Source organism: Paracoccus angustae (assembly GCF_042648745.1).
Classification (GTDB): domain Bacteria; phylum Pseudomonadota; class Alphaproteobacteria; order Rhodobacterales; family Rhodobacteraceae; genus Paracoccus; species Paracoccus angustae.
Genome location: NZ_JBHRXY010000003.1, coordinates 172,475 through 197,312 on the forward strand (window position 1 = coordinate 172,475; position 24,838 = coordinate 197,312).

The following is a 24,838-nucleotide window of genomic DNA, read 5'->3' on the forward strand; positions in this document are numbered from 1 at the left end:
GTCCCGCGCTTGATAGAACAGCCACAAGGCGAATGCGAGGGGTCGGGATGGCGGAAATACGGTTGATCTGTCCGGGTTGCGCCGCGGAATACCGCCTGCCCGAAACGGCCATCCCGCCCGAGGGGCGCGAGGTCGAATGCAGCGCCTGCGGCAATGTCTGGTATGCCACGGCCCGGCCCGCCGGCCAGCCGCCGGCCTCCGCCGCCCCCGGCGACGAGCCGCCGCGGCTGAGCCGGCGCCTGCCCGACACCGTGCTGGACATCCTGCGCGACGAGGTCGAGCACGAGCGCCGCGCCCGCGCGGCCGAGGGCGGGGCACCCCTGCCCCCCGCGCCACCCCCCGCGCCGCCGCGCGCCGCGGATCCCGAATGGCCCGCCACAACCGTCACCACGGCCATCACACCCCATGTCGATGCAGATGCAGGCCTGATCAGGCACCCCGCCCCCTTGCCACGGCCGCAGGGGGCGCCGGTCCGTTCCCAGGCCGCACCGGCGCAGCCCGTGCAGCCCATTCAGCCTGTCGGGGCGCAACCGGCAAAGCCCCTGCCGCGGGCCGAAAGCCCGCTGCCGGAGAAGCCCGCGGCGGCATCCGAACAGCCCGCGCCGCCGGCGCCCGCCCCGGCGCCCGTATCCCGGCCTGCCCGCGGGGGCTATGCGGCGGGCTTCGGGCTGGCGGCGCTGCTGGCGGCGGCCTGCGTGGCGCTTTATCTGCTGGCGCCCGCCTTGTCCGGCCAAGGCGCCTTGGGCGAGGGGCTGATGCAGTTGCGCGGACAGGCGGACGAGGCGCGGCTGTGGTTGCAGAACCGCGTGGCCGGGCCGATCCGCTGATCAGAAGCGGTCCAGCAACCGGCCCAGATAATCCCGTTCCGCATCGGGGCGTTCGGGCTGGCCGCTGCGGCGGCGGATTTCGTCCAGCAGGTCGCGGGCCCGGCGGGCGGGATCGACGCCCTCGGCCAGCGGGTCGCCCCCGGCGATCACATTGCCGTTGCCGTCGCGCTGACGGCCCAGGGGATCCAGCGCGGGCCGCTGGTCATAGGCCTGTCCCTGGGCACCGGCGCGGTCGCCGCCGCCGGGCTGACGGCCTTCCTGTCCCTGCTGCTGGCCCTGCTGCCCCTGCTGGCCGCGGCTTTGCTGGTTCAGCATGTCGCCAAGCGCCCGCATCCCCTCGCGCATCGACTCGATGGCGTCCGCCTGACGCTGAAGGGCGCTGCCCGTGTCGCCCTCGCGCAGGGCCTGTTCGGCGTCCTCCATGGCCCGGCCCGCCTCGTCCAGCCGCCGCCGCGCCTCGTCGCCGCCGGGCGAGCCCTGGCCCGGCAGCAGGCCCTGCTGCTGGCCCAGTTCATTGCGCAACTGGCGCTGACGCCCGGCCAGGCCTTCGGCATTGGGCGAGGGCTGACCCATCTGGCCCTGGCCGAACTGGTCCTGCATGTCCTGGAACGCCTCGTCCGACAGGCGCTGCTGTTCGCGCAGCGTCTCGGCCAGCCGGTTCATCGGCTGGTTGCCGCTGCTGCCCTCCTGCCCCTCGCCGCCCTGGCCCTGCCTGACTTGCAGGTTCTCCATCATCCGGTTGAACTGCTCCAGCAGTTCCTGCGCCTCGGCCATGCGGCCCTCGTTCATCAGGCGCTGGATCTCGTCCATCATCTGCTGGATCTGGTCGCCGGTGATCTGCTGGCCCTGCTGGTTCTGGGCGAAGCGTTCCGCCGGATCCTGCTGCCCTTGCTCCGCCAGCATCCGGGTATAGGCGTCCGTCGCCTCCTTCAGCTCATCCATCAGGCGCTGGATCTCGTCGGGGCTGGCGCCGTTGCGGATCGCCTCGGACAGCTTCTGCTGGGCCTGGCGCATCCGCTCCAGCGCATCCGAAAGCCCGCCATCCTCAAGCTGGATCGCGGCCTGCCACAGCGCCTCGGCCAGATCGTCGCGGGCCTTGTCCGTCAGCCTGTCGCCTTCCAGCAGGGTCACGGCGCCGCGCAGTTGCAGATAAAGCGGCTGCTCGACAAAGCCCCGGGGCTGCCACGTCACGGCGCGCAGGATTTCCGCGCTGCGCCCGGCATTGTCGCGCGACCACAGCAGGTCGCGCCGCAGTTCGATCAGCGCGGCGGCCAGGGGATCGAAAAAGCGGCGGCCCGGCAGAACCGTGCGCATGGGCGCGGCCTCGCCCACCTGCTCGATTCCGTCCACGGCGCGCAGGGACACGCTGACCGGCAGGTTGGCCCAGGGGTGGCGGGACAGATCCTCGGTCAGCTGGCCCTTGACCAGGTGGCGGTCGCCCCGCGGCAGGGGCAAGGCAAGTTCCACGGGCTGGCGCGGCTCGGGGTCGATGGAAAGGCCGAAGCGTCGGTCCACGGCGGCCAGATCCAGCGCGATCACCGCCTGACCCGCCATGACGCCGTGGTCGTCCGAGGCCTCGAAATCCTGGACCATCCGGCCGTCCGCGCGGCGCACCGGCGCGGCCCCCGCGCGGATCGCCGGGGCGTTGTCGGGCAGCACCGTCACGTCGAAGCGCCGCCCGGCGACCTCGATCGCGCCCGACTGCTCGGCCCGGAAGCCGGGGGCCTGCGGATCCTCGCCCGTTTCCGGGCCGATGTCCTGCGTGACCGTGGCGCCGTTGCCGTACAGCCGGAACGTCACGGCGCTGCCCTCGGGCAACTCGAGGCCCTGCCCTTCGGCAAGCGCGTTGAGATAGATCGTCGGGCGGCGGGTATAGGCCGGGGGTTCGGCCCAGCCTTCCCAGCTTGGCCCGACCGGCACCGCATCGCCGGTCATCGGGCGGGACACCGTCGCCGCCAGGGCCTCGATCCCCTGCCCCATCTGGGCCGCGCCGCCAAACACCAACGCCATGACAAGAGCCACCAGCCCCGCCAGGCGCAAGGCAAAGGGATCGCGCCGCGTCAGCCCCGCATCCGGCCTGACCGCCCGCGCAAAGGCCGCGCGCGCCTGCATCTGCATCCGATGCGCCCGCCACAAGGCCCCTTCGCCGCCGATGGCCGCGCGGTCCGACAGCGCCGCCAAAGGACGCCCCGGCAGGGTGCGGTCCAGCCGATCCATCGCATCCGCCATGCGCACCCGGCGAAAGCGCATGCCGCCCCGGATCGCCACGCCGACCAGCAGCACAAGCACGGCCCCCGCCAGCCAGGGCAGCACCGGCCCGGGCACCGACGCCACGGCCCCAAGCGCAAGGGCCGCAAAGACCAGGGCCAGCACGGTAGCCAGCGGCCAAAAGGCGCGCGCCGCTTGTTCCCACACCATTCCCCAGCGGGTCAGGCGCAGGGCGCGGGCGACGCGGCCATTCATCTTCGCGGAAATATCCTCGGGGGTCCGGGGGTCCGAGACCCCCGGCTGCAACGTCACGTCGGGGCGCCGCGTCAAAGCCATTCCGGGATGCTATCCCGGGCCAGCATTTCCTCAAACGTCGGTCGCGCCCTGATGACGGCGAAGTGATCGCCGCTGACCAGAACCTCGGGCACCAGGGGCCGGGAATTGTATTCCGAGGCCATCACCGCCCCGTAAGCCCCTGCCGAACGGAAGGCGATCAGGTCGCCTGCCGCCATGCCGGGCAGATGGGCGCCCTTCTGGAAGGTGTCGCCCGATTCGCAGACCGGCCCCACCACGTCGAAGGGCCGCACCGGAGCGCCCACCTCGGGCTCGGCCACGGGAACGATGTCGTGATGCGCGCCATACATGGCGGGGCGCAGCAGGTCGTTCATCGCCGCGTCGACGATCAGAAAATCGCGGCCCTCGCCCTTCTTCACGTAGATCACCTGCGCCAGCAGCACCCCGGCATTGCCGACGATGTTGCGGCCCGGCTCGATCTCGATCTCGCAGCCCAGATCGCCCACCGTTTCGCGGATCACCTGGCCGTACTCGATGGGCAGGGGCGGCGCGTTGTTGTCGCGGCGGTAAGGGATGCCCAGACCGCCGCCCAGATCCAGGCGGGTGATCGCGTGGCCGTCCGCGCGCAGCGCGCGGGTCAGGTCGGCCACCTTGGCATAGGCCGCGCGATAGGGATCCAGATCGGTCAGCTGGCTGCCGATATGCACGTCCACGCCGACGACCTGCAATCCGGGCAGGCTTGCCGCCTCGGCATAAACCTCGCGCGCCCGCGCGATGGGGATGCCGAACTTGTTTTCCGACTTGCCGGTCGCGATCTTCTCGTGGGTTTTCGCATCCACGTCGGGGTTCACCCGGACCGCCACCGGCACCACGGCGCCCATGCCGGCCGCCAGCGCCGACAAGGCGCGCATTTCAGGCTCGCTTTCCAGGTTGACTTGGCGGACGCCGCCCTCGATGGCCTGGCGCATCTCGGCCGCCGTCTTGCCCACGCCGGAAAAGACGATCCGGTCGCCGGGAACGCCCGCCGCCCTGGCGCGGGCGTATTCGCCGCCGGACACCACGTCCATTCCCGCGCCCAGATCGCCCAGCAGCTTCAGCACCGCCAGGTTGCTGTTGGCCTTGACGGCGAAGCAGACCAGGTGGTCCGTCCAATCCAGCGCCTGCCGGAACAGGCCGAAATGGCGCGTCAGGGTCGCGGCGGAATAGACATAGACCGGCGTGCCGACCTGGGCCGCGATGCGCGACAAGGGCACGTCCTCGGCGCACAACTCTCCGTCGTGATAGTTGAAATGGTCCATCAAAGCTCCGTGATCACGCCCATTGTGGCGTGGCCGGAAATCGAGACGTTGGATTTCGGCGCCGTCTTGGGCGCCACGGGCCGCTCGGGCGGGCCATCGACGCCGCAGGCCGCCACGGCCAAAACCGCCAGGATCGCGATCCGTTTCATGCCAGTTTCCCTTTCCAGCGGGTGATCTGCGCACGCACCTGGTCGGGTGCCGTGCCGCCATAGCTTTGCCTCGAGGCGACCGAGTTGTGAACGCCCAAGACGCCGAAGACTTCATCGGTGATTCCCGCATGGACCGCCTGCATGTCCGCAAGCGTCAGGTCGGGCAGGTCGCAGCCCTTCCGCTCGGCCAGGGCCACCAGCGATCCGGTGACGTGATGGGCATCGCGGAACGGCAGGCCAAGCTCTCGCACCAGCCAGTCGGCCAGATCCGTCGCCGTGGAAAAGCCTGCCGAGGCCGCAGCCTCCATCCTGTCGCGGTTGGCGGTCAGGTCGGACAGCATCCCGGTCATCGCCGCCAGGGCCAGCATCAGGCTGTCGGCGGCGTCGAAGACCTGTTCCTTGTCCTCCTGCATGTCCTTGGAATAGGCCAAGGGCAGGCCCTTCATCACCGTGAACAGCGCCACCGTGGCCCCCAGGATGCGGCCGATCTTGGCGCGGATCAGTTCGGCGGCGTCGGGGTTGCGCTTCTGCGGCATGATCGAGGAGCCGGTGGACCACTTGTCCGACATCGACACAAAGCGGAACTGCGCGGACGACCAGATCACCAGTTCCTCCGCCAGCCGCGACAGGTGGACGGCGCAGATCGAGGACGCCGACAGGAATTCCAGCGCGAAGTCGCGGTCTGATACCGCGTCCAGGCTGTTGGCCATGGGCGCGTCGAAGCCAAGAGCCTCGGCTGTGGCGTGGCGGTCGATGGGATAGCCCGTCCCCGCCAGCGCCGCCGCGCCCAGGGGCGATTCGTTCATCCGCTTGCGCGCGTCCCGAAAGCGCGACAGGTCGCGCCCGAACATTTCCACATAGGCCATCATGTGATGACCCCAGGTCACCGGCTGGGCGGTTTGCAGATGGGTAAAGCCCGGCATCACCCAATCCGCCCCCGCTTCGGCCTGGCCCAAGGCGGCGCGGATCAGCGCCTGCAAGGCGTCGATCGCCGCGTCGCACTGGTCGCGCACCCACAGGCGGAAGTCCGTCGCCACCTGGTCGTTCCTGGACCGGCCCGTGTGCAGGCGGCCCGCCGGTTCCCCGATGATCTCCTTTAGCCGCGCCTCGACGTTCATGTGGATGTCCTCCAGCTCGGTGCGGAAGGGGAACTGGCCCGCCTCGATCTCTGACAAGACGGTGAGCAGGCCTTCCCTGATCGCCTGCGCATCGCTATCGCTGATGATGCCCGCTGCTGCCAGCATCGCCGCGTGGGCCCGGCTGCCACGGATGTCCTGGGCGTAAAGCCGCCGGTCGAAGCCGATGGAGGCGTTGATCGCCTCCATGATGGCGTCCGGCCCGGCGGCGAAGCGCCCGCCCCACATGCTGTTGGCGGAATCCTGGTGCGGCCGGTCGGTCATTCGCGCGTCCTTCGGAGGTCTTCATGCTGCGTTCCGCCCTGCTTTATACGGCACTGCTTTTCGGTGCAAACGCCGCCTTCGCAGGCCCCGTGGACTGGCAGGCCGCCAGGGACGCGGGGCTGGCCAAGCTGGTTCCCGCCGGGGAACCAGCGCCCGTCCCGGCCATCGAATTCACCGACCCCGAAGGCGGCACCCATGCTCTTGCCGACTACAAGGGCAAGGTCGTGCTGCTGAACTTCTGGGCCACCTGGTGCGCCCCCTGCCGCGAGGAAATGCCTTCGCTGGACGCCCTCCAATCCGAATTGGGCGGCGAGGATTTCACGGTCGTTCCCATCGCCACGGGCCGCAACGCGCCCGAGAAGATCGACAAGTTCTACACGGAAACCAAGTTGCGCAACCTGCCCGTCCTGCTGGACCCGCGCCAGCAGCTGGCCCGGGCCATGGGCGTGGTCGGCCTGCCCGTCACGGTGCTGATCGACCGCGACGGCAACGAGGTCGCGCGCCTGCTGGGCGAGGCCGACTGGACCAGCGAACCCGCGAAGGCCGTCATCCGGCAGCTTGTGGCCGACTGAGCGCGGCGTGGCGGTGGCAGCCGACGATGTGATCGTTCACCATGCCCGTCGCCTGCATGAAGGCATAGGTGATCACCGGCCCGCAGAAATTGAAGCCGCGCTGTTTCAGCGCCCTGGACATGGCCGCCGATTCGGGGGTCGCGGTCGGCACCTGCGCCATCGCGGCGAAGCGGTTCTGGATCGGCTGACCGCCCACGAAGGACCACAGAAAGGGCGCGAAACCGTTCCGCGATTCGATCTCAAGGAACAGCCGCGCGCCGCGCACGGCCGATTCGATCTTGCCGCGGTGGCGGACGATGCCGGGGTTTCGCAGGGCGCGGTCGATCCGCGCCATGTCCCATCCGGCCACCCGTTCGGGGTCGAAGCCGTCGAATTCCGCGCGGAACGCCTCGCGCTTGCGCAGGATGGTGATCCAGGACAGGCCGGCCTGGAACCCGTCCAGCACCAACTTTTCCCACAACGCCCGCCCGTCGCGCTCCGGCACGCCCCATTCGGCGTCGTGATAGGCGACATACAGGGGATCGGTCCCGCACCAGGGGCAACGGTCGGTCATGAAGCGTTAAACCTTTATCCAGAAATCCCTGCACGTTTACCGCGAATTAGGCGATGATCGCCATAACGGCCTGTGATTGACCTGCGTAATGAGGGCAGACGTGACCGACGCGAACCCGCCCGCCAAGGGCTCTCCGCTGGATTATGCGATGGACCAGCAAAGCCGGCTGACCCTGCCAGCGGTCCGGCTTGCGGTGGAAAAAGGCAATGGCGTGCTGGCCTTCCAGCCCGTCGTGCAGGCGCAGCGGACCAACCGGCCGGCCTTTTACGAAGGGCTGATCCGCATCATCGACGATTCGGGCCGCATGGTGCCCTTGCGCGACTTCATGCCGGCGGCCGAAACCACCGAACTCGGGCGGCAGATCGACTGCCTGTCGCTGTCGCTGGGGCTCAGGGCCCTGTCCGAGGAGCCGTCGCTTCGGCTGTCGGTCAACATGTCGGCGCGGTCCATCGGCTATCCCGCCTGGATGCATGTCCTGCGCGAAGGCGTGGCCAGCGATCCCCAGGCCGCGGAACGGCTGATCCTGGAAATCACCGAAAGCTCGGCCATGGGCCTGCCGGACGAGGTCAAGGCCTTCATGCGCGAGGTGCAGCGATACGGCATCAGCCTGGCGCTGGACGATTTCGGGGCGGGCTACACCTCGTTCCGCTATCTGCGCGACTTCTGCTTCGACATGATCAAGATCGACGGGCAGTTCATCCGCGAAATCTCGACCCATCCCGACAATCAGGTGCTGACGCAGGCGCTGATGTCGATCGCCCAGCACTTCGACATGTTCACCGTGGCCGAGATGGTGGAAACCGCCGACGACGCCAGCTTCCTGATCGGCAGCGGCATCGACTGCCTGCAAGGCTACTACTTCGGGGCGCCGACCATCGCGCCGCCGTGGAAGTCCCCGCCCTCGGTCGCGCTGCGGTGACGGTCTGCCCGACTTTCGGCCGATCTGCTTGACGCGACGGCACGAACCCGCATCCTGTCCTCGATTCGCCAGCAATCTGGCTTCAGGGAAGGAACTATCATGACCAAAGCCGTTATCGTTTCCGCCGCCCGAACCCCCGTCGGCAGCTTCATGGGATCGTTCGCCAACATTCCGGCGCATGACCTGGGCGCTGCCGTCCTGTCCGAGGTCGTGGCCCGCGCCGGGATCGATCCCGCCGAGGTCGACGAGACCATCCTTGGTCAGGTGCTGACCGCGGGCCAGGGCCAGAACCCGGCCCGCCAGGCGCATGTCAAGGCAGGGCTGCCGCAGGAATCGGCGGCCTGGGGGATCAACCAGGTCTGCGGGTCGGGCCTGCGCGCGGTGGCCCTGGCGGCCCAGCACGTGATCCTGGGCGACTCCAGGGTCGTGCTGGCGGGCGGCCAAGAAAGCATGTCGATGTCCATGCACGCGACCTATCTGCGCGCGGGGCAGAAGATGGGCGACATGCAAATGGTCGATACCATGATCCGCGACGGGTTGTGGGACGCGTTCAACAACTATCACATGGGCACCACGGCGGAAAACGTGGCGCAGAAGTGGCAGATCAGCCGCGACCAGCAGGACGAATTCGCGCTGGCCTCGCAGAACAAGGCCGAGGCCGCGCAGAAGGCGGGCCGCTTCGACGACGAGATCGTGGCCTTCACGGTCAAGACCCGCAAGGGCGACACGGTGGTGGACAAGGACGAATACATCCGCCACGGCGCGACCATCGACGCGATGCAGAAGCTGCGGCCCGCGTTTTCCAAGGACGGCTCGGTCACGGCGGGCAACGCGTCCGGCCTGAACGACGGCGCGGCCGCGGTGATGGTGATGACCGAGGAGGAGGCGAACCGGCGCGGCTTGACGCCCCTGGCGCGCATCGCCTCCTGGGCCACAGCGGGGCTTGATCCGGCGATCATGGGCACCGGCCCGATCCCGGCCAGCCGCAAGGCGCTGGAAAAGGCGGGCTGGTCCGTCGGGGATCTGGATCTGGTCGAGGCCAACGAGGCTTTTGCCGCCCAGGCCTGTGCCGTGAACAAGGACATGGGCTGGAACCCGGACATCGTGAACGTGAACGGCGGCGCCATCGCCATCGGCCATCCCATCGGCGCCTCGGGCTGCCGGGTGCTAAACACGCTGCTGTTCGAGATGAAGCGCCGCGACGCGAAAAAGGGCTTGGCCACGCTGTGCATCGGCGGCGGCATGGGCGTCGCCCTTTGCGTCGAGCGGTAGGCGAAATGGCGCGCAATGATGTTGCGCGCCACCCTCTTGCCTTGTAGCAATATTTCAGGACCAATCATTAAAACGGAGGGGGACCAATGTCCAAGGTTGCACTTGTCACCGGCGGGTCGCGCGGCATCGGCGCGGCGATCTCCAGGGCGCTTCAAAAGGCCGGCTATACCGTCGCCGCCACCTACGCGGGCAACGACGATGCCGCGAAGGCCTTTACCGAGGAAACCGGGATCAAGACCTACAAGTGGTCGGTGGCCGATTACGACGCCTGCGCGGCAGGCATCGGGCGGATCGAGGAGGATCTGGGCCCCATCGCCGTTCTGGTCAACAACGCGGGCATCACGCGGGACGCGATGTTCCACAAGATGACGCCCCAGCAGTGGAAAGAGGTGATCGACACCAACCTGACCGGCGTCTTCAACATGACCCATCCGGTCTGGTCGGGGATGCGCGACCGCAAGTTCGGGCGGATCATCAACATCAGTTCGATCAACGGGCAAAAGGGCCAGGCGGGCCAGGCGAATTACAGCGCGGCCAAGGCGGGCGACCTGGGCTTCACCAAGGCGCTGGCCCAAGAAGGCGCGCGGGCGGGCATCACCGTGAACGCGATCTGCCCCGGCTATATCGCGACCGAGATGGTCAAGGCCATCGACGAAAAGGTGCTGAACGAACGCATCATCCCGCAGATCCCCGTCGGCCGCCTGGGCGAGCCCGAGGAGATCGCGCGCACCGTGGTGTTCCTGGCCTCCGACGAGGCGGGCTTCATCACCGGGTCCACCATCACCGCCAATGGCGGGCAGTATTTCGCCTGACGGGGCTGCGGCAAAAGACCACGGCCCGCGCTGATCGCGCGGGCCGCTTCAAATGGGTCACCGTTCAACGGGTCAGTGGGACAGTCGGGAAATCTCTTCCTTGAGACGAAGTTTCTCGCGCTTCATGGCTTTGATCTGCATGTCGCTGGACCCAGGGCTTCTTTGTTCTTTTTCAACGGCATCGGAAAGCACCTGGTGTTTCTTGCGCAGTTCCTCGACGTGGGAAGCAACCGACATCGCGTCCTCCTGTATAGGTTGAGTCGAACAGAGGGATTGCAGCACAGGCTTTCGATTCTGTCACTAGAGTTTTGTAAAAAGCGGGACCAGCGGCGAACCCTCGCGCAGAACCGCCGAGGCCGCGTCGGTCAGGTCTTCCCGATCCCCAGCATGGGCCGGTTCGCGGTGCATGACGAAAGGCGCCAGCAGCCGCAGCGAGCCCCGTGCGCCCTTTTGCGCCTGGACGATCACCCGCCCCGCCGCGCGGCCCGCGCGGCCCGCCACGGGCAGGATCGCGACCGATCCGGCCCGCCCCGCCAACGCGGCCAGGACCGCATCCAGCCGGTCGGCCCGCTGGATCAGCGTCACCATGCCGCGGGGCCGCAACCGGCGCAGGCCCGCGTCGATCCAGGCGGCCAGGGGCGCGTCCTCGCGCCGGGCCAGGGCGCGTCCGCCGTCGGGCGCCGCCGTGCCGCCCAGGAAATAAGGGGGATTGGCGATGACATGATCAAAGACCATCGTCCGCAATCGGTCCGGCGCGCGCGCCACATCGCCGGTCAGCACCTGCATCGTCATGCCGTTCGCCAGGGCGTTCCGCTGCGCCAAGCCGGCATAATCGGCCTGGGCTTCCAGCCCCACCAGGTGCAGGCCGGGCACACGCCAGCCCAGGCAAAGGCTGGCGACCCCTGCCCCGCAGCCCAGTTCCAGCACCGCCTGGCCCGCGACGGCCGGGCAGGCCGCCGCCAGCATCACCGCATCGGCGCCCGACCGGAAGCCGCGCCGGGGCTGCGCGACCCGCAGGCGCCCGTCCAGGAAGCCGTCATCCGACAGGTCACTCATCCAGGCCGGCGTCGCGCAGGATGGCGCGGGCCATGAACTCGTCGCGGTCCGCCACCATCAGCCGCTGCGGCAGGATGCCCAGCGATCCTTCCAGCACGCTCATGTGCTGGTCCATGGGAAAGGCGGGAATGCCTTCGTCCTCCAGCAGGGTCAAGGCGCGGGACATGCGGACGGGATCGTTGCTGCGGAACAGTTCTTTCATGGCCGAAACGCTAGGCGGCGGTTGCGCAATTGTCGAGGGCATGGCAAGGGACGGGCGCGGCAACGGGGGTTAAGGTCATGGGTGTGCAGGAAAGCGTCCAGAAACCGCTGGATCGGCTGTCCGAGGCGCTGAACGCCGAGATGGAGGCGGTCAACGCCCTGATCCGCGACCGGATGTCCAGCGAACACGCCCCCCGCATCCCCGAGGTGACGGCCCATCTGATCGAGGCCGGCGGCAAGCGGCTGCGGCCCATGCTGACGCTGGCCGCCGCGCGGATCATGGGCTACGCGGGGCCTTTTCACATCCATCTGGCGGCAACGGTGGAATTCATCCACACCGCGACGCTGCTGCACGACGACGTGGTCGATGAAAGCCGCCAGCGGCGCGGGCGGCCCACCGCGAACCTGCTTTGGGACAACAAGTCCAGCGTTCTGGTGGGCGACTACCTGTTCGCGCGCAGTTTCCAGCTGATGGTGGAACCCGCCAACCTGCGCACGCTGGAGATCCTGTCCAATGCCGCCGCCACCATCGCCGAAGGCGAGGTTCTGCAACTGACCGCCGCCCAGGATCTGCGCACGGACGAGGGGGTCTACCTGAAGGTCGTGCGCGGCAAGACCGCCGCGCTGTTTTCCGCCGCGACCGAGGTGGGCGGCGTCATCGCGGGCGCCGGCCCGGATCAGGTGCGGGCGCTGTTCGATTACGGGGACGCGCTTGGCATCGCCTTTCAGATCGTCGACGACCTGCTGGACTACGGCGGCGCGACCGAGACGACCGGCAAGAACGTGGGCGACGATTTCCGCGAACGCAAGCTGACCCTGCCGGTCATCAAGGCCGTCGCCCGCGCCACGCCCGAGGAACGCGCCTTCTGGTCGCGCACCATCGAAACGGGCGACCAGCAGAACGGCGATCTGGACCACGCCCTGTTCCTGCTGGCCCGCCACGGCGCGATGGAGGCCGCGCGCGCCGACGCCCTGCGCTGGTCCGCCACGGCCAAGGCGGCGCTGGCCAGGCTGCCCGCGCATCCGATCCGGGACATGCTGTCGGACATGGCCGATTTCGTGGTCAGCCGGGTCGCGTGATCCCCTGTCCCGCAGGGGAAGGCCGCCACGCGGACCTGCCCCCTACCGGGACAAGGCCGTGGAACGCCCAGGGCCTTTCTGCGCCATTCCAAGGGTTTCGGGGCAAGTCATGCACGGCCCCATGCACGGCCCACGCATGGCCCACGCATGGCGGGCGGGCGCGTTCAGACAGGGCTTGCCTGTATTTCGCGCGGCGGCCGCTTGCGAAGCCCAGAAACCGGGCAATCCTTGTCTGGCCCTTTCCCCAGCTTGTCAGATGCCTGTGCAAGCGCCGCAAAGCCCCCCATCAGAAGGCATCGGCGGCGCGTCCGGTGCCGCGTTGAAGGGGATTCGATGATGAAAAGGGCTGCTCCCTTTGTTGCCGCTGCCGCGATGCTGCTCGCGGCGCCCGTATTCGCGCAGGATGCCGCCGTCGCGGTTCAGGCTGCCGCTCCGGTCCCGGACAAGGGCGACACGACCTGGATGCTGATCTCGGCCATCCTGGTGATGATGATGACGCTGCCGGGCCTGGCGCTGTTCTATGGCGGGCTGGTGCGGGCCAAGAACATGCTGTCGGTGCTGATGCAGGTGCTGACGGTGTTCAGCCTGACGGCGATCCTGTGGGTGGCCTTCGGATATTCGCTGGCCTTCACCGGCGCGGGCACGGCCGCCGACGCGACGGTCTTCACCCCCTTTGTCGGCGGGTTGTCCAAGATGTTCCTGGGAGGCGTGACCACCGCGTCCAACGTGGAAGGCTTCTCGGCGGGGGTGGTCATCCCCGAACTGTCCTTTGTGATCTTCCAGATGGCCTTTGCCTGCATCGCCTCGGCCCTGATCGTGGGCGCCACGGCGGAGCGGCTGAAGTTCAGCGCGATCCTGCTGTTCATCGTGATCTGGTTCTTCTTTTCCTATATCCCGATGGCCCACATGGTCTGGTGGTGGGGCGGGCCTTCCGCCTATGACGCGCCTTCGGGGCTGCTGTTCAGCCATGGCGCGCTGGATTTCGCGGGCGGCACGGTGATCCACATCAACGCGGGCGTGGCGGGCTTGGTTGCCGCCATGGTCGCCGGTCCCCGCATCGGCTATCGCAAGGAACTGCTGGCTCCCCACAACCTGTCCTTTACCCTGGTCGGCGGCTGCCTGCTGTGGATCGGCTGGTTCGGCTTCAACGCCGGCTCGAACCTGGAAGCGAACGGCCTGACCGCGCTGGCGATGGTCAACACCGCCGTCGCCACCGCCGCGGGCGTGCTGGCCTGGTCCTTCGGCGAATGGGCGTTCCGCGGCCATCCCAGCCTGCTGGGCGGGATCTCGGGCGCCATCGCGGGACTGGTGGGCATCACCCCGGCGGCGGGCTTCGTCGGCCCCATGGGCGCCATCGCCATCGGCCTGATCGCGGGTCTTCTGTGCATGTGGTTCGTGATCAGCGTGAAGCCGCGCATGGGCATCGACGACAGCCTGGACGTGTTCGGCATCCACGGCATCGGCGGCATTGTCGGCGCGATCCTGACGGGGGTCTTCGCGGCACCCTCGCTGGGCGGCACGGGCGTTTTCGACTACGGCGCCAATGCCGTGGCCGAATTCTCGATGGGCGGTCAGGTTTACAACCAGACCCTTGGCGTGGCGATCGCGATCCTGTGGTCCGGCGCGGTGTCCTTTGTCGCCATCCACATCGTCAAGGCGCTGATCGGGCTGCGCGTGGCCGATACCGACGAGCGGCAGGGCCTGGACATCACCACCCACGGCGAAAACGCCTATAACTGAAGCAACCGCCGATCGCCGAAGGCCCGGCGCCAGCCGGGCCTTTTTCCTGCGCAAATCACGGATCGGTCAGGGCAATTCCCCCCAGGCGATTCTTGGTGTAGGGTGCGGCATAATTTGGCCGCTGAACGGCCGGGCAGATACGCAGGCATCCGACGCATGAAACGACCGACCGGCACCCCGAAGCGCACGGGCCGCAGCCCTGTTGCCGACAAGCGCACTCTCCCGGCCGACCCCAAGCCGCAGGTCCGCCGCCACAAGCAGCCCCGGCGGGGCAACGTGGTCATGCGCACCGTCGCGGGCACCGTCGGCCTGATCTGGCGCATCCTGTGGGGATCGGCCTGGCGCCTGGCCATGGTCCTGTTCCTGATCGTCGGCGGCGCCACCGCCTATTTCTACGCCTCTCTGCCCGAACCCGAGGCGCTGTTCGACGCGCGCGCGCGCGGATCGGTCACGATGCTGGACACAAACGGCAAGGTCTTCGCCTGGCGGGGCGAAACCTATGGCGCCGTGACCAGCGACAAGATCGCCCCGGTTCTCAAGCAGGCCGTGATGGCGACCGAGGATCGGCGCTTCAACTGGCACCTGGGCGTCGATCCGGTCGGCATCGCCAGCGCCATCAAGATCAACCTGGCCGAAGGGCGCGGCCCGCTGGAAGGGCATGGCGGATCGACCATCACCCAGCAGGTCGCGAAACTGCTGTGCCTGGGCGATACCTTCGACCCGATCCGCTGGAAGAACGAGGCCGAGTTCGAACAGGACTGCCGCGTCACGTCGCTGTGGCGCAAGATCAAGGAAGTTCCCTATTCCTTCGCCCTGGAGGCCAAGTATTCCAAGGACGACATCCTCAACATCTACATGAACCGCTCCTACATGGGCGGCGGCGCGCGGGGCTTCGAGGCCGCGAGCCAGCGGTATTTCAACAAGCCCGCCTCCGACGTGAACGCCTCCGAGGCCGCGATGCTGGCGGGCCTGTTGCAGGCGCCCAGCTATTTCGCGCCGACCGCGAACCTCAAGCGCGCCCAGGAACGCGCCAACGTCGTTCTGGGCCTGATGGCCGAGGAAGGATATCTGACGGATGAGCAGGTCGCCCGGGCCCGCGCCGCCCCCGCGCGCCTGTCCCAGGCCGCCGAAGCGCGCGCGGGCGGCTACTTCGCCGACTGGGTGATGGAATCCGGCCCCGGCTTCCTGACCAGCGAAACGACCGAGGACGTGACGATCCGCACCACCTTCGACCCCCGCATCCAGACGGCGGCGGAACGGGCGCTGAAGCGGATCTTCGACGAAAAGGTCAGCGACAACAGCAAGGCCGAGGCCGCGGTGGTCGTGATGTCCGCCGACGGCGCCGTGCGCGCCATCATCGGCGGGCGCGACACCACCGTGAACGGCGCCTTCAACCGCGCCGTCCAGGCCAAGCGCCAGACCGGCTCCTCCTTCAAGCCCTTTGTCTATGCCGCCGCCCTGGAAGCGGGCTTTGGTCCCGGCGACCGGGTCGAGGACGGGCCGCTGACCATCCGCATTCCCGGCGGCAAGCCCTGGTCGCCGCAGAACTACACCCGCCGCTATTACGGCAACGTGACGCTGACCACGGCGCTGAAACAGTCGCTGAACACCGCCACGATCCGCTTGCAGGAAACCGTGGGTCGCGACGCCGTGCGCCGCATCGCCCATGATTTCGGCATCGTCAGCAACCTGACCACCAGCCCGTCCCTGGGCCTTGGCGCGTCCGAGGCCACCCTGATGGAGCTGACCGGCGCCTATGCGGGCATCCGCAACGGCGGCACCTCGGTCGCGCCCTATGGTCTGGTGGAACTGCGCATCGCGGGCGACGACGAGCCGCTGATGGGCCAGTCGGGCGGCATGGGCGCGCGGGTGATCAGCCAGCGCGCGGCGGGCCAGCTGATCTACATGATGCAACAGGTGATCGACAGCGGCACCGGCGGGCGCGCCAAGATGGGCTCGCGCCCCGTGGCGGGCAAGACCGGAACCACCAGCAGCTATCGCGACGCCTGGTTCGTGGGCTTTTCCGAACAGTATGTCGTCGGCGTCTGGATGGGCTATGACGACAACACGCCGCTGAAGGGCGTCACCGGCGGCGGCCTGCCCGCCGAGATCTGGCAGGCGGTGATGTCCGACATCCACGACGGGCTGCCGGAGCTGCGGCTGTCCACCGTCTCGCCGGACGGCAGCGGGATCCTGTTGTCGAACGAGGGCGCGCCGAAGGTCGTGACCTCGGGCTCGGCGGACGATCCGCTGGCGGCGGCTTTGGCCGGTGCCGTCAATTCGGCCAATCCGGCACCGGGGGTGCCGACCCAGGCGACGGCCCCGCAAACGCCGGGCAGCAGCAGCACGGCCAGTTCGGACGATGCCTTGAGCCGGGCCCTGAACGGGATCCTGGGAGGGAATTGAGATTGCGTCAGCTAAGCAAGTGTCGGTTTGAGCCCATTGCGGTCATTGGCTCTGGGACTCTTGTATGCTCTCAAGCTCAATCTCGCGATATGGGAAGTAATACGAAATGCAGTGGATTCTTCAGCAGTTCGAGGACACGCAGAAGCTTGCGGATGCGCTTGACCGACTGGGCATCCATTACTCGTGGCACAAGGTTGTTCCGTTCATCGGCGAGCTTGTGCCCGAGCCTGACGTGCGCGACCCGCTGGCTGTGGTGATGTTCGGTTCCTACACGCTGTGGCGATACGCGGAAGCCAAGCGCTTCCATCCAGGTGTTTTCCGGATAGCGCCGTTCGTCCATGAGAAGCCGTGGCAATCCTTCATGCTCAACGGTCCGGATGCGGCATTTCTTCATGTCAGCGAGATCGAGGCAAAACTACCTGACGATGGTCGCCACTGGTTCATTCGGCCGGTCGCCGACAGCAAGGAGCAGGCCGGAAACGTCAAGACCGCTGCGGATATTCGCGAGACAGCCCGCAAGGTCATGGCGCTGGACCCGGACGAAATCCCCAATGGCTCATTGCGCCCTGACACGCTGATGATGCTGACCCGGCCTGCCCGGATCCTCAAGGAGTGGCGCATCTGGATCGTAAACGGGAATGTCGTCACCTATTCACTCTACAAAGAAGGAGCGCGGGTAACATACCGCCATGAGATCGACGAGGATGCCCTGGAGTTCGCCCAGACCCTGGCTGGACTGAACAAAGGCTATTCGCCTGCCTATGTCATGGACATCTGCCGCACCGAAGAAGGGCTGCGGTTGGTGGAGACGAACTGCATCAATGCCGCAGGATTTTATGCGGCTGACCTTGCGAAGCTTGCGGCAACGATAGACGGGATGGCCTGACACTGCGAGCGGCAGCTTCGTCCCGCAAAAGCGACATAAAGGTTTACGAACAGCACTTTTACCAAGGCGTAAGGTGACGCTCCTACCCCGCCGCCTGCAAATCCGCCGTCAGCGCCGCCAGATCGCCGCGCCGCGCTGTCAGCATGGCGGCGATCTCGGCGCGTTCGCTGGCCAGCATGTTCACGCCCTCGATGATGATGTTGAAGAACTTGTCCCGGCCAGACTTGTCCGACACGTGCCATTCGACCTCCATCGGGGCGCGGCCATTCAGGTAGGCGACCGAGGTCACGGCGTAGAAGCTTTTCAGCGGGCGCGCGCCCGTCACCTCGATCTTCGAACCGATGAACTCGCGGAACCGCTTGCCGTATTTGCGGCCGATATAGCCCTGGAAAGCCCGGGTATAGCCCGCCAGCGCCGCCGGGTCCGCCAGCCGCGCGGCGGGGCCGAGCGCGGACCGGGCGATCACGTCCACATCGGCATAGCGCACAAAGATCGATTCGAAATCGCGATACATCCGCTCCGGCGGCTGGCCCGAGTTGATGACCTGATACACCTCGTCCAGGGCGGTGCTGATCAGCACGCCGGCCTGCCGGGCGTCCAGCGCCCAGGCCCCGCGCAGGGGCGCCAGCGTCAGCGCCGCGGCCCCCCCCAGCAGCGCCAGGACGCTGCGCCGGTCATTCGGCATAAGGGTCGATGGCGTCAACCGCGGCGGCCTCGGCATATGGGTCAATTTCGGTTCCCCCCTCGTTCAGTTCGTATCGGCGGTGCATCAGATAGATCAGCCGCAGCTGCGCATAGCTATCCGCACTGTCCTGCATGACGCTATCCACCGTGTCGCCGAATCGCGCCCGATCACCGGCTTTTGAGGCCGCGCGCAAGCCAAGGGCCGCCCAGGCCGCGTCGCGGTGCAGCAGGTGATGGAGCGGGTCGATCACCAGATCGACGACCTTGCCCACCGCGTCCCGCTGCGTCGAGGGGCCAAGAACCGGCAATTCCAGATAGGCGCCCTCGGGGACGCCCCAGACGGCCAGGGTCTCGCCGAAGTCGGTGTCCTGCTCGGGCAGGCCGAAGTCGCGGCCGGCCGGGTCGAACAGGCCGCCGATGCCCAGCGTGGTGTTGACGGCAAAGCGGAAAAAATTCTTGATCGCGGGTTCGGGACGGCCTTGCAGCAGGCTGTTCGCCACCTTGCCGGGCAGCGACAGGTTCGCGCCTGCATTGATCACCGGATCCATCGCCCCCGGCCCGTCCGGCCCCCTGTCCTCCCTGCCCGAGGCCAGCCTGGCGGCCGGGCCGATCACCCGGGCGTCCAGGGCCTTGTTGAAGGCATGGACGCGGCGGTTCTGCGTCTCGAAGGGGTCGTTGACGGGGATGCCGTTCTGCATCGCAGGCTTGGACGCGCAGCCCGCCAGAACCAGAAAAAAAGCCAGGGGGGCGGCAAGGGACAAGAGGCGCAAAGGATCTTCTAACCTTTTTGGCATAGAGCGGGTATAGGAACCGATCAGGATTCGACCGCGGCATCCGGGTTCCGCATACTGGCGCTCAGGCCCGGCAGCAAGGCCACCGGGCAGAGAACGAGGAATGTGATAGATGAGCAAACCGCCTGTATTCCAGGATGGGGCAAAGGAATTGCGCAAGGCACGCGCCACGGGGCTGCCGCTGTTCGCGGCGGTTGCGCTGTTTTCCGCCGTGGTGAACCTGCTGATGCTGACCGGGCCGCTGTTCATGTTGCAGGTTTACGACCGCGTGCTGGCCTCGCGCTCGGTCGAGACGCTGACGGCGCTGTTCGTGCTGGTGGTGTTCCTGTTCCTGCTGATGGGCTTCGTCGACCTGATCCGCAGCCGCGTGATGGCGCGCATCGCCGCCCGCTTCCAGGACCGGATGGAGGGGCGGGTCTTCACCGCCGCCCTGCGCGAAGGCGCCATTTCGGGCGACGAATCGGCTGCCGCGGCCAGCGGAATGCGCGATCTGGACGCGGTGCAGCGGCTGATCGCCTCGCCCGTGCTGCTGGCGGTGTTCGATCTGCCCTGGGCGCCGCTGTTCCTGGCGGGTGTTTATATCTTCCATCCGCTGCTGGGGGTTGTGGCGACGGTCGGCGGGGCGATCCTTGTCCTGACAACGATGGCCAACCGCTGGCTGACCAAGACGCCGCTGCAACAGTCGAATGTCGCCTCGGCGCAGGCGCAGCGCATGGCCGATCTGTATCGCGACGAGGGCGAGGTGATCGGCGCCCTGGGAATGCGCAGCGCGACCTATGCCCGCTGGCGCAAGGCCAGGGCCGAGGCGCAGGAACAGGCGGTGCGCGGCGCCGACCTGTCGTCGGGCTTCACCGTCTTTTCCAAGAGCTTCCGGCTGTTCCTGCAAAGCGCGATGCTGGCCGCCGGCGCCTGGCTGGTGCTGCAACAGGAGGTGACGCCGGGCGCGATGATCGCCAGTTCGATCATGATGGGGCGGGCCCTGGCGCCGGTCGAACAGCTGGTGAGCGGCTGGCCGGCGGTGCAGGCCGCCCAGGATGCCTGGGACCGGCTGGCCCGGCTCTTGTCGCGCCAGCCCGCGCAGGTGAGCCACACCCCCCTGCCCCGCCCCGAGGCCGCGCTCGAGGTGCGCCAGCTGTCCGTCGCCCCTCCGGGACAGAACGTGGCGACGGTGCGCGGCGTGTCCTTTGCGGTGGCGCCGGGGCAGGCGCTTGGCGTGATCGGCCCTTCGGGGGCGGGCAAGTCCACGCTGGCCCGCGCGCTGATCGGGGCCTGGCCGGTCGGCGCGGGCTCGATCCGCCTGGGGGGCGCGACGCTGGACCAGTATGACCCGGATGTGCTGGGCAACCTGATCGGCTATCTGCCCCAGCAGGTGACGCTGTTCGACGGCACCATCGCCGAGAACATCGCCCGGCTCGCGCCCGAACCCGACCCGGCCCGCGTGGTGCGCGCGGCGCAGGCGGCGGCGGCGCATCAGATGATCCTGGACCTGCCGCAGGGTTACGACACCCGCATCAGCCAGGCGGCCGGACGGCTGTCGGGCGGGCAGATCCAGCGGATCGGGCTGGCCCGCGCGCTTTATCCCGACCCGGTGCTGCTGGTTCTGGACGAGCCGAACTCGAACCTCGACAACGAGGGTTCGATGGCGCTGAACGCGGCGATCCGGCGGGTCAAGGCGCAGAACGGCTGCGTGATCATCATGGCGCACAGGCCCGCGGCCATCAACGAATGCGAGCTGCTGCTGGTGATGGAACAGGGCATCCGCCGCGCCTTCGGGCCGCGTGACAAGGTGCTGCAAGAGATGGTTCAGAATTCCCAACAGATCCTGAAATCGCAGGAAGCCGGCCGCGCGGGGGGCGTGTCATGAGCGACGAAATGAAAAAGCCCGAGGACGGGCAGAACCCTGCGCCGGGTCCGTCCGGCATCCAGGCGGGGATCCTGTCCAGCCGCATCGGCGCCCCGGTCGAGGGGCCGATCCCCGGTCCGGCCCCGCGTCCCGCGGTGGCCGCGGCTCCGGCCCAGCCGTTGCCTCCGGTCCAGCCGCCCGCGCCGCCCCGGCCGATCGCGCCGCCCGATCCGCGCCGCTGGTCGGTGCGCGGCACCCTGGCGACGGGGCTGGTCGCCATTGCCGTGCTGCTGGGGGGCTCCACCCTCTGGGCCATGCAAAGCCGGATCGCGGGCGCGGTGGTCGCCTCGGGCCAGGTCGAGGTCGAGCAGCAGCGCCAGGTCGTCCAGCACCCCGACGGCGGCGTGGTCGAGGAGATCCTGGTCAAGGACGGCCAGACGGTCGAGGCGGGCCAGCCCCTGATCCGGCTGGACGGCAACCTTTTGCGCACCGAACATGCCATCGTCGAAGGGCAGTATTTCGAGATCCTCGCCCGCCGCGGCAGGCTGGAAGCCGAGCGCGGCGATGCCGAGACGATGCGGTTCCCGGACGAGCTGCTGGCGGCGGCGGAAGGCAATGCCGACCTGCAAGCCCTGATCGAAGGCCAGCGCAGCCTGTTCGAAACCCGCCGCGACACGCTGCGCCAGTCGATCGAGCAGCTGGAAAAGCAGTCCGAACAGGTCCGCCAGCAGGTCGAGGGCATCGACGCGCAGATCGTCGCCCTCGACCGCCAGCGCGAGCTGATCGGCGAGGAACTGGAGGACCAGCAATCCCTGCTGGACCGGGGGCTTGCGCAGGCATCCCGCGTGCTGGCCTTGCGGCGGGAAGCCGCCAGCCTGGACGGGCAGTTGGGCGAGTTGAAGGCCAGCCGGGCGGCGGCCGAGACGCGCCAGACCGAACTGGACATCCAGCGCCTGCGCCTTGGCGCCGAACGGCGCGAAGAGGCCGAAACGGAACTGCGCGACCTGGGCTATCGCGAACTGGAACTGGCCGAACGCCGCCGGGGCCTGACGGAGCAGATCAACCGCCTGGACATCCGCGCGCCCGCGGCGGGGGTCATCTACAACATGCAGGTGACGACGCCCCGCTCGGTCATCCGGCCCGCCGACCCGGTACTGTACGTGATCCCCCAGGACCGCCCGCTGGTTGTCAGCGCGCGACTGGCGACGATCAATGTGGACGAGGTTCAGGTGGGCCAGCCTGTGGTGCTGCGCTTCTCGGCCTTTTCGTCGCGCACGACGCCGGAGATCGACGGGATGCTTGGCCGGGTGTCGGCGGACGCGCTGATGGACGAGGCGACGCAGATGCCTTATTACCGGGCCGAGGTGACGATCCCCGCCGACCAGCTTGCCAAGCTGGGCGACCTGGCCCTGATCCCCGGCATGCCGGTCGAGGTGTTCATCCAGACGGGCGAGCGCAGCCCGATGGCCTATCTGCTGAAGCCCATGGCGGATTACTTCAACCGGGCGTTCCGGGAAAGCTGAGTGTGGGCCGGCGGGGGCGCTTCGCCCCCCGCACCCCCAGAGGATATTTGGACAAAGGTGAAGGCAGCGGGGTCATTTCCTGCGGCGGCGCGTGGTCGCGCGCTTGATCTCGGCCAGGCGCGACTTGGTGGACATCGGCCGGGGGCTGCGGCCGCGCCGGCCTTTTTGCGGGCCGCGCGGCAGGGGCTGGCCGTCCAGTTCCAGCAGATCCAGCGTCAGCCCGCCGGTCATCGGGATCGCCTCGGCCAGCCTGACGGTGACGCGCTGGCCCAGGCCGATCTCGAGCCCGGTGTCGCTGCCGATCAGCATCTGCGCGTCGGGATCGAAGTGGAAGTATTCCTGCCCGATGGCGCGGATCGGCAGAAGCCCGTCGGCCCCGGTTTCGTCCAGTTTCACAAAGGCGCCGAATTTCTGGACGCCGCTGATGCGGCCTGTCATCTCGGTTCCCACGCGCTCGGAAAGGAAGGCCGCGAGGTAACGGTCGGTCGTGTCGCGTTCGGCGGCCATGCTGCGGCGTTCGGTTTCGCTGATATGGGCCGCGGTTTCGGACAGCCGCTCCATGTCCTGCGGCGACAGCCCGTCCTTGCCCCAACCATGCCCGGTGATCAGCGCGCGATGCACGATCAGGTCGGAATAGCGCCGGATGGGCGAGGTGAAATGCGCATAGCTTTTCAGCGCCAGCCCGAAATGGCCGAAATTCTCGGGATGGTAATAGGCCTGGGTCATGGACCGCAGGGTGCTGATGTTGATCAGCTCGTCGAAATCGGTGCCCTCGGACTGCGCGAGCAGGCGGTTCAGGTGGCTGGTGTGCAGCACCTGCCCCTTGGCCAACGTGAAGCCCGAGGCCTGGGCCACTTCGCGCAGCGCGTCGATTTTGGCGAGGCTCGGTTCCTCGTGGACGCGGAACAGCAGCGGGCGCTGGCGGCGGGTCAGTTCCTCGGCCGCGGCGACATTGGCCAGAACCATGAACTCCTCGATCAGGCGATGGGCGTCGAAACGTTCGCGGAAGTTGACCGACTTGACGCGGCCGTCCGGGGTCAGCTCGATCCGGCGTTCCGGCAGGTCCAGGTCCAGCGGCTGACGGCGGGCGCGGGCTTCCTTGAGCAGCCCGTAGGCGTGCCACAGGGGCCGGATCACGCTGTCCATCAGCGGTTCCGTCCGGGCGTCCGGCTTGCCGTCCGCCGCCGCCTGGGCCTGTTCATAGGCCAGGGACGCGCGGCTGTGCATGATGCCGCGATGGAAGTTGTGGCTGATCTTGTTGCCCTGCGCGTCCAGCCGCATCCGCACCGCGATCACCGGGCGGTCCACGCCTTCGTGCAGCGAACACAGGTCCGCCGACAGCGCCTCGGGCAGCATGGGAACCACGCGGTCGGGAAAATAGGTGGAGTTGCCGCGCAGCCAGGCCTCGCGATCCAGGGCCGAACCGGGGGTGACGTAATGCGCGACATCGGCGATGGCGACCCAGATGGTGGCGCCGCCGTCCTCCTCGACATGGGCGGCCACCGCGTCGTCGTGGTCGCGCGCGTCCGAAGGGTCGATGGTGACCAGCGGCAGGTCGCGCAGGTCCTCGCGGCCCTTGATGGTGGCGGGCTTGGCGGCTTCGGCCTCGGCGATCACGGCATCGGGAAAGTCGTCGGGAATGCCGTGCTGATGGATGGCGATCAGGCTGACCGCGCGCGGGGCCGAAGGATCGCCCAGCCGGTCGATGATCCGCGCCATGGGCAGGCCCATGCGGCCCTTGGGTCCGATCTGTTCGGCCTGCACCAGTTCGCCGTTCTGCGCGCCCTGGGTCGCATCCGGGCGGACGCGCCATTCCTTGTCCTGGCCCTTGTCGATGGGAACGATGCGCCCGCCCTCGGCCTCCTTGCGGAAGATGCCGGTGATGCGGTGGGCTGCTGCGGTGATGCGGCGGATCAGGCGGGCCTGATACTGGTGTTCCTCGCCATGAACCTCGACCAGGCGGCCCAGGAAGCGATCGCCCCGGCCAAGCGCGGGGTCGCTGTCGCGGGGCGCATAAAGGATGCGCGGCCGGGGGCCGTCGCCGTGCCATTCCAGCGGACGCGCCCACAGGTCGCCCGAGCCGTCCGGCGGCAGCAGTTCCAGCACCGTCACCGGCGGCAGGCGTTCGGCGTCCAGGTAATGGCGGCGGCGGCGTTCCAGATGCCCCTCGCCCTCAAGCTCCTTCAGCAGGCGCTTCAGCTCGATCCGTTCGGCGCCCTTGATGCCGAAAGCCTTGGCGATGTCGCGCTTGGAATTGGCGTCGGGATGCTCCGCGACCCATTCCATGATCTGTTCCTTGCTGGGAAGCCGGGCCATCGTGCGGA

General features: G+C 68.1%; 22 protein-coding genes. 11 read left to right on the forward strand and 11 right to left on the reverse strand.

Annotation, left to right across the window (positions count from 1 at the left end; all coding sequences use genetic code 11):
- Window positions 1-47 precede the first annotated feature (47 nt).
- Window positions 48-827 carry a zinc-ribbon domain-containing protein gene (locus ACFOM8_RS06390; RefSeq protein WP_377760369.1) on the forward strand — a complete coding sequence of 260 codons (780 nt, stop codon included), beginning with the start codon at window positions 48-50 and terminating at the stop codon, window positions 825-827.
- Here the strand turns inward: ACFOM8_RS06390 and ACFOM8_RS06395 are convergent, their stop codons facing one another.
- Genes ACFOM8_RS06395 through argH form a run of 4 tightly spaced genes read right to left on the reverse strand, consistent with a single transcriptional unit; the run spans window position 828 to window position 6,176 of the window.
- On the reverse strand, window positions 828-3,371 hold the full coding sequence (locus ACFOM8_RS06395; RefSeq protein ID WP_377760371.1) for a DUF4175 domain-containing protein: 2,544 nt from the start codon (window positions 3,369-3,371) through the stop codon (window positions 828-830).
- Entirely contained in the window at window positions 3,362-4,627 is a 1,266-nt protein-coding gene (lysA, locus tag ACFOM8_RS06400; RefSeq protein ID WP_377760373.1) for a diaminopimelate decarboxylase, read from the reverse strand. Before lysA ends, ACFOM8_RS06395 begins: the two co-directional genes overlap by 10 nt.
- Complete coding sequence (locus ACFOM8_RS06405; protein WP_377760375.1) at window positions 4,627-4,776, reverse strand: hypothetical protein; 150 nt, start codon at window positions 4,774-4,776, stop codon at window positions 4,627-4,629. The genes lysA and ACFOM8_RS06405 overlap by 1 nt, the downstream gene beginning before the upstream one ends.
- Window positions 4,773-6,176 (reverse strand): argininosuccinate lyase, encoded by a 1,404-nt coding sequence (gene argH, locus ACFOM8_RS06410; protein WP_377760377.1) that lies wholly within the window; start codon window positions 6,174-6,176, stop codon window positions 4,773-4,775. Before argH ends, ACFOM8_RS06405 begins: the two co-directional genes overlap by 4 nt.
- A 23-nt stretch (window positions 6,177-6,199) precedes the next feature.
- On the opposite strand from argH, the gene ACFOM8_RS06415 reads away from it, so the two are divergent.
- Window positions 6,200-6,748 (forward strand): TlpA family protein disulfide reductase, encoded by a 549-nt coding sequence (locus ACFOM8_RS06415; RefSeq protein ID WP_377760379.1) that lies wholly within the window; start codon window positions 6,200-6,202, stop codon window positions 6,746-6,748.
- Here the strand turns inward: ACFOM8_RS06415 and ACFOM8_RS06420 are convergent.
- Complete coding sequence (locus ACFOM8_RS06420) at window positions 6,723-7,301, reverse strand: DNA-3-methyladenine glycosylase I (protein WP_377760381.1); 579 nt, start codon at window positions 7,299-7,301, stop codon at window positions 6,723-6,725. The genes ACFOM8_RS06415 and ACFOM8_RS06420 overlap by 26 nt on opposite strands.
- An 88-nt stretch (window positions 7,302-7,389) precedes the next feature.
- On the opposite strand from ACFOM8_RS06420, the gene ACFOM8_RS06425 reads away from it, so the two are divergent.
- From ACFOM8_RS06425 to phbB, 3 genes are all read left to right on the forward strand, one after another.
- Window positions 7,390-8,220 carry an EAL domain-containing protein gene (locus ACFOM8_RS06425; RefSeq protein ID WP_377760382.1) on the forward strand — a complete coding sequence of 277 codons (831 nt, stop codon included), beginning with the start codon at window positions 7,390-7,392 and terminating at the stop codon, window positions 8,218-8,220.
- A gap of 99 nt (window positions 8,221-8,319) precedes the next feature.
- On the forward strand, window positions 8,320-9,492 hold the full coding sequence (locus ACFOM8_RS06430; protein ID WP_377760384.1) for an acetyl-CoA C-acetyltransferase: 1,173 nt from the start codon (window positions 8,320-8,322) through the stop codon (window positions 9,490-9,492).
- A gap of 86 nt (window positions 9,493-9,578) precedes the next feature.
- On the forward strand, window positions 9,579-10,304 hold the full coding sequence (phbB, locus tag ACFOM8_RS06435; protein WP_377760386.1) for a beta-ketoacyl-ACP reductase: 726 nt from the start codon (window positions 9,579-9,581) through the stop codon (window positions 10,302-10,304).
- A gap of 72 nt (window positions 10,305-10,376) precedes the next feature.
- Here phbB and ACFOM8_RS06440 read toward each other — a convergent pair whose 3' ends face one another.
- From ACFOM8_RS06440 to ACFOM8_RS06450, 3 genes are all read right to left on the reverse strand, one after another.
- The gene (locus tag ACFOM8_RS06440) at window positions 10,377-10,541 is read right to left on the reverse strand and encodes a YdcH family protein (protein ID WP_377760388.1); all 165 of its coding nucleotides are present in this window, start codon (window positions 10,539-10,541) and stop codon (window positions 10,377-10,379) included.
- 63 nt (window positions 10,542-10,604) lie between these two features.
- Window positions 10,605-11,360, reverse strand: a complete 756-nt coding sequence (locus tag ACFOM8_RS06445) for a tRNA1(Val) (adenine(37)-N6)-methyltransferase (protein ID WP_377760389.1) — start codon at window positions 11,358-11,360, stop codon at window positions 10,605-10,607.
- Complete coding sequence (locus ACFOM8_RS06450) at window positions 11,353-11,562, reverse strand: putative signal transducing protein (protein WP_154765863.1); 210 nt, start codon at window positions 11,560-11,562, stop codon at window positions 11,353-11,355. The genes ACFOM8_RS06445 and ACFOM8_RS06450 overlap by 8 nt, the downstream gene beginning before the upstream one ends.
- Window positions 11,563-11,639: 77 nt before the next feature.
- Here ACFOM8_RS06450 and ACFOM8_RS06455 point away from each other — a divergent pair, with 77 nt between their 5' ends.
- The 4 genes from ACFOM8_RS06455 (at window position 11,640) to ACFOM8_RS06470 (ending at window position 17,673) form a co-directional block, all read left to right on the forward strand.
- Complete coding sequence (locus ACFOM8_RS06455; RefSeq protein ID WP_377760391.1) at window positions 11,640-12,641, forward strand: polyprenyl synthetase family protein; 1,002 nt, start codon at window positions 11,640-11,642, stop codon at window positions 12,639-12,641.
- 336 nt (window positions 12,642-12,977) lie between these two features.
- A complete protein-coding gene (locus ACFOM8_RS06460) occupies window positions 12,978-14,381 on the forward strand; it encodes an ammonium transporter (RefSeq protein ID WP_377760393.1) in 1,404 nt (467 codons plus the stop codon).
- A 156-nt stretch (window positions 14,382-14,537) separates the two neighbouring features.
- The gene (locus ACFOM8_RS06465) at window positions 14,538-16,787 is read left to right on the forward strand and encodes a transglycosylase domain-containing protein (protein WP_377760395.1); all 2,250 of its coding nucleotides are present in this window, start codon (window positions 14,538-14,540) and stop codon (window positions 16,785-16,787) included.
- Window positions 16,788-16,893: 106 nt separating this feature from the next.
- Window positions 16,894-17,673, forward strand: a complete 780-nt coding sequence (locus tag ACFOM8_RS06470) for an ATP-grasp domain-containing protein (RefSeq protein ID WP_377760396.1) — start codon at window positions 16,894-16,896, stop codon at window positions 17,671-17,673.
- An 82-nt stretch (window positions 17,674-17,755) separates the two neighbouring features.
- Here ACFOM8_RS06470 and ACFOM8_RS06475 read toward each other — a convergent pair whose 3' ends face one another.
- Together ACFOM8_RS06475 and ACFOM8_RS06480 are read right to left on the reverse strand one after the other, a co-directional pair.
- Complete coding sequence (locus ACFOM8_RS06475) at window positions 17,756-18,358, reverse strand: MlaC/ttg2D family ABC transporter substrate-binding protein (RefSeq protein ID WP_377760398.1); 603 nt, start codon at window positions 18,356-18,358, stop codon at window positions 17,756-17,758.
- Window positions 18,348-19,118 carry an MlaA family lipoprotein gene (locus ACFOM8_RS06480; protein ID WP_377760400.1) on the reverse strand — a complete coding sequence of 257 codons (771 nt, stop codon included), beginning with the start codon at window positions 19,116-19,118 and terminating at the stop codon, window positions 18,348-18,350. Before ACFOM8_RS06480 ends, ACFOM8_RS06475 begins: the two co-directional genes overlap by 11 nt.
- Before the next feature lie 142 nt (window positions 19,119-19,260).
- On the opposite strand from ACFOM8_RS06480, the gene ACFOM8_RS06485 reads away from it, so the two are divergent.
- Together ACFOM8_RS06485 and ACFOM8_RS06490 are read left to right on the forward strand one after the other, a co-directional pair.
- Entirely contained in the window at window positions 19,261-21,012 is a 1,752-nt protein-coding gene (locus ACFOM8_RS06485) for a type I secretion system permease/ATPase (protein WP_377760402.1), read from the forward strand.
- Complete coding sequence (locus ACFOM8_RS06490) at window positions 21,009-22,514, forward strand: HlyD family type I secretion periplasmic adaptor subunit (RefSeq protein ID WP_377760404.1); 1,506 nt, start codon at window positions 21,009-21,011, stop codon at window positions 22,512-22,514. Before ACFOM8_RS06485 ends, ACFOM8_RS06490 begins: the two co-directional genes overlap by 4 nt.
- 72 nt (window positions 22,515-22,586) lie before the next feature.
- On the opposite strand, the gene rnr is transcribed toward ACFOM8_RS06490, so the two are convergent.
- A complete protein-coding gene (gene rnr / locus ACFOM8_RS06495; protein WP_377760405.1) occupies window positions 22,587-24,830 on the reverse strand; it encodes a ribonuclease R in 2,244 nt (747 codons plus the stop codon).
- Window positions 24,831-24,838: the final 8 nt, after the last annotated feature.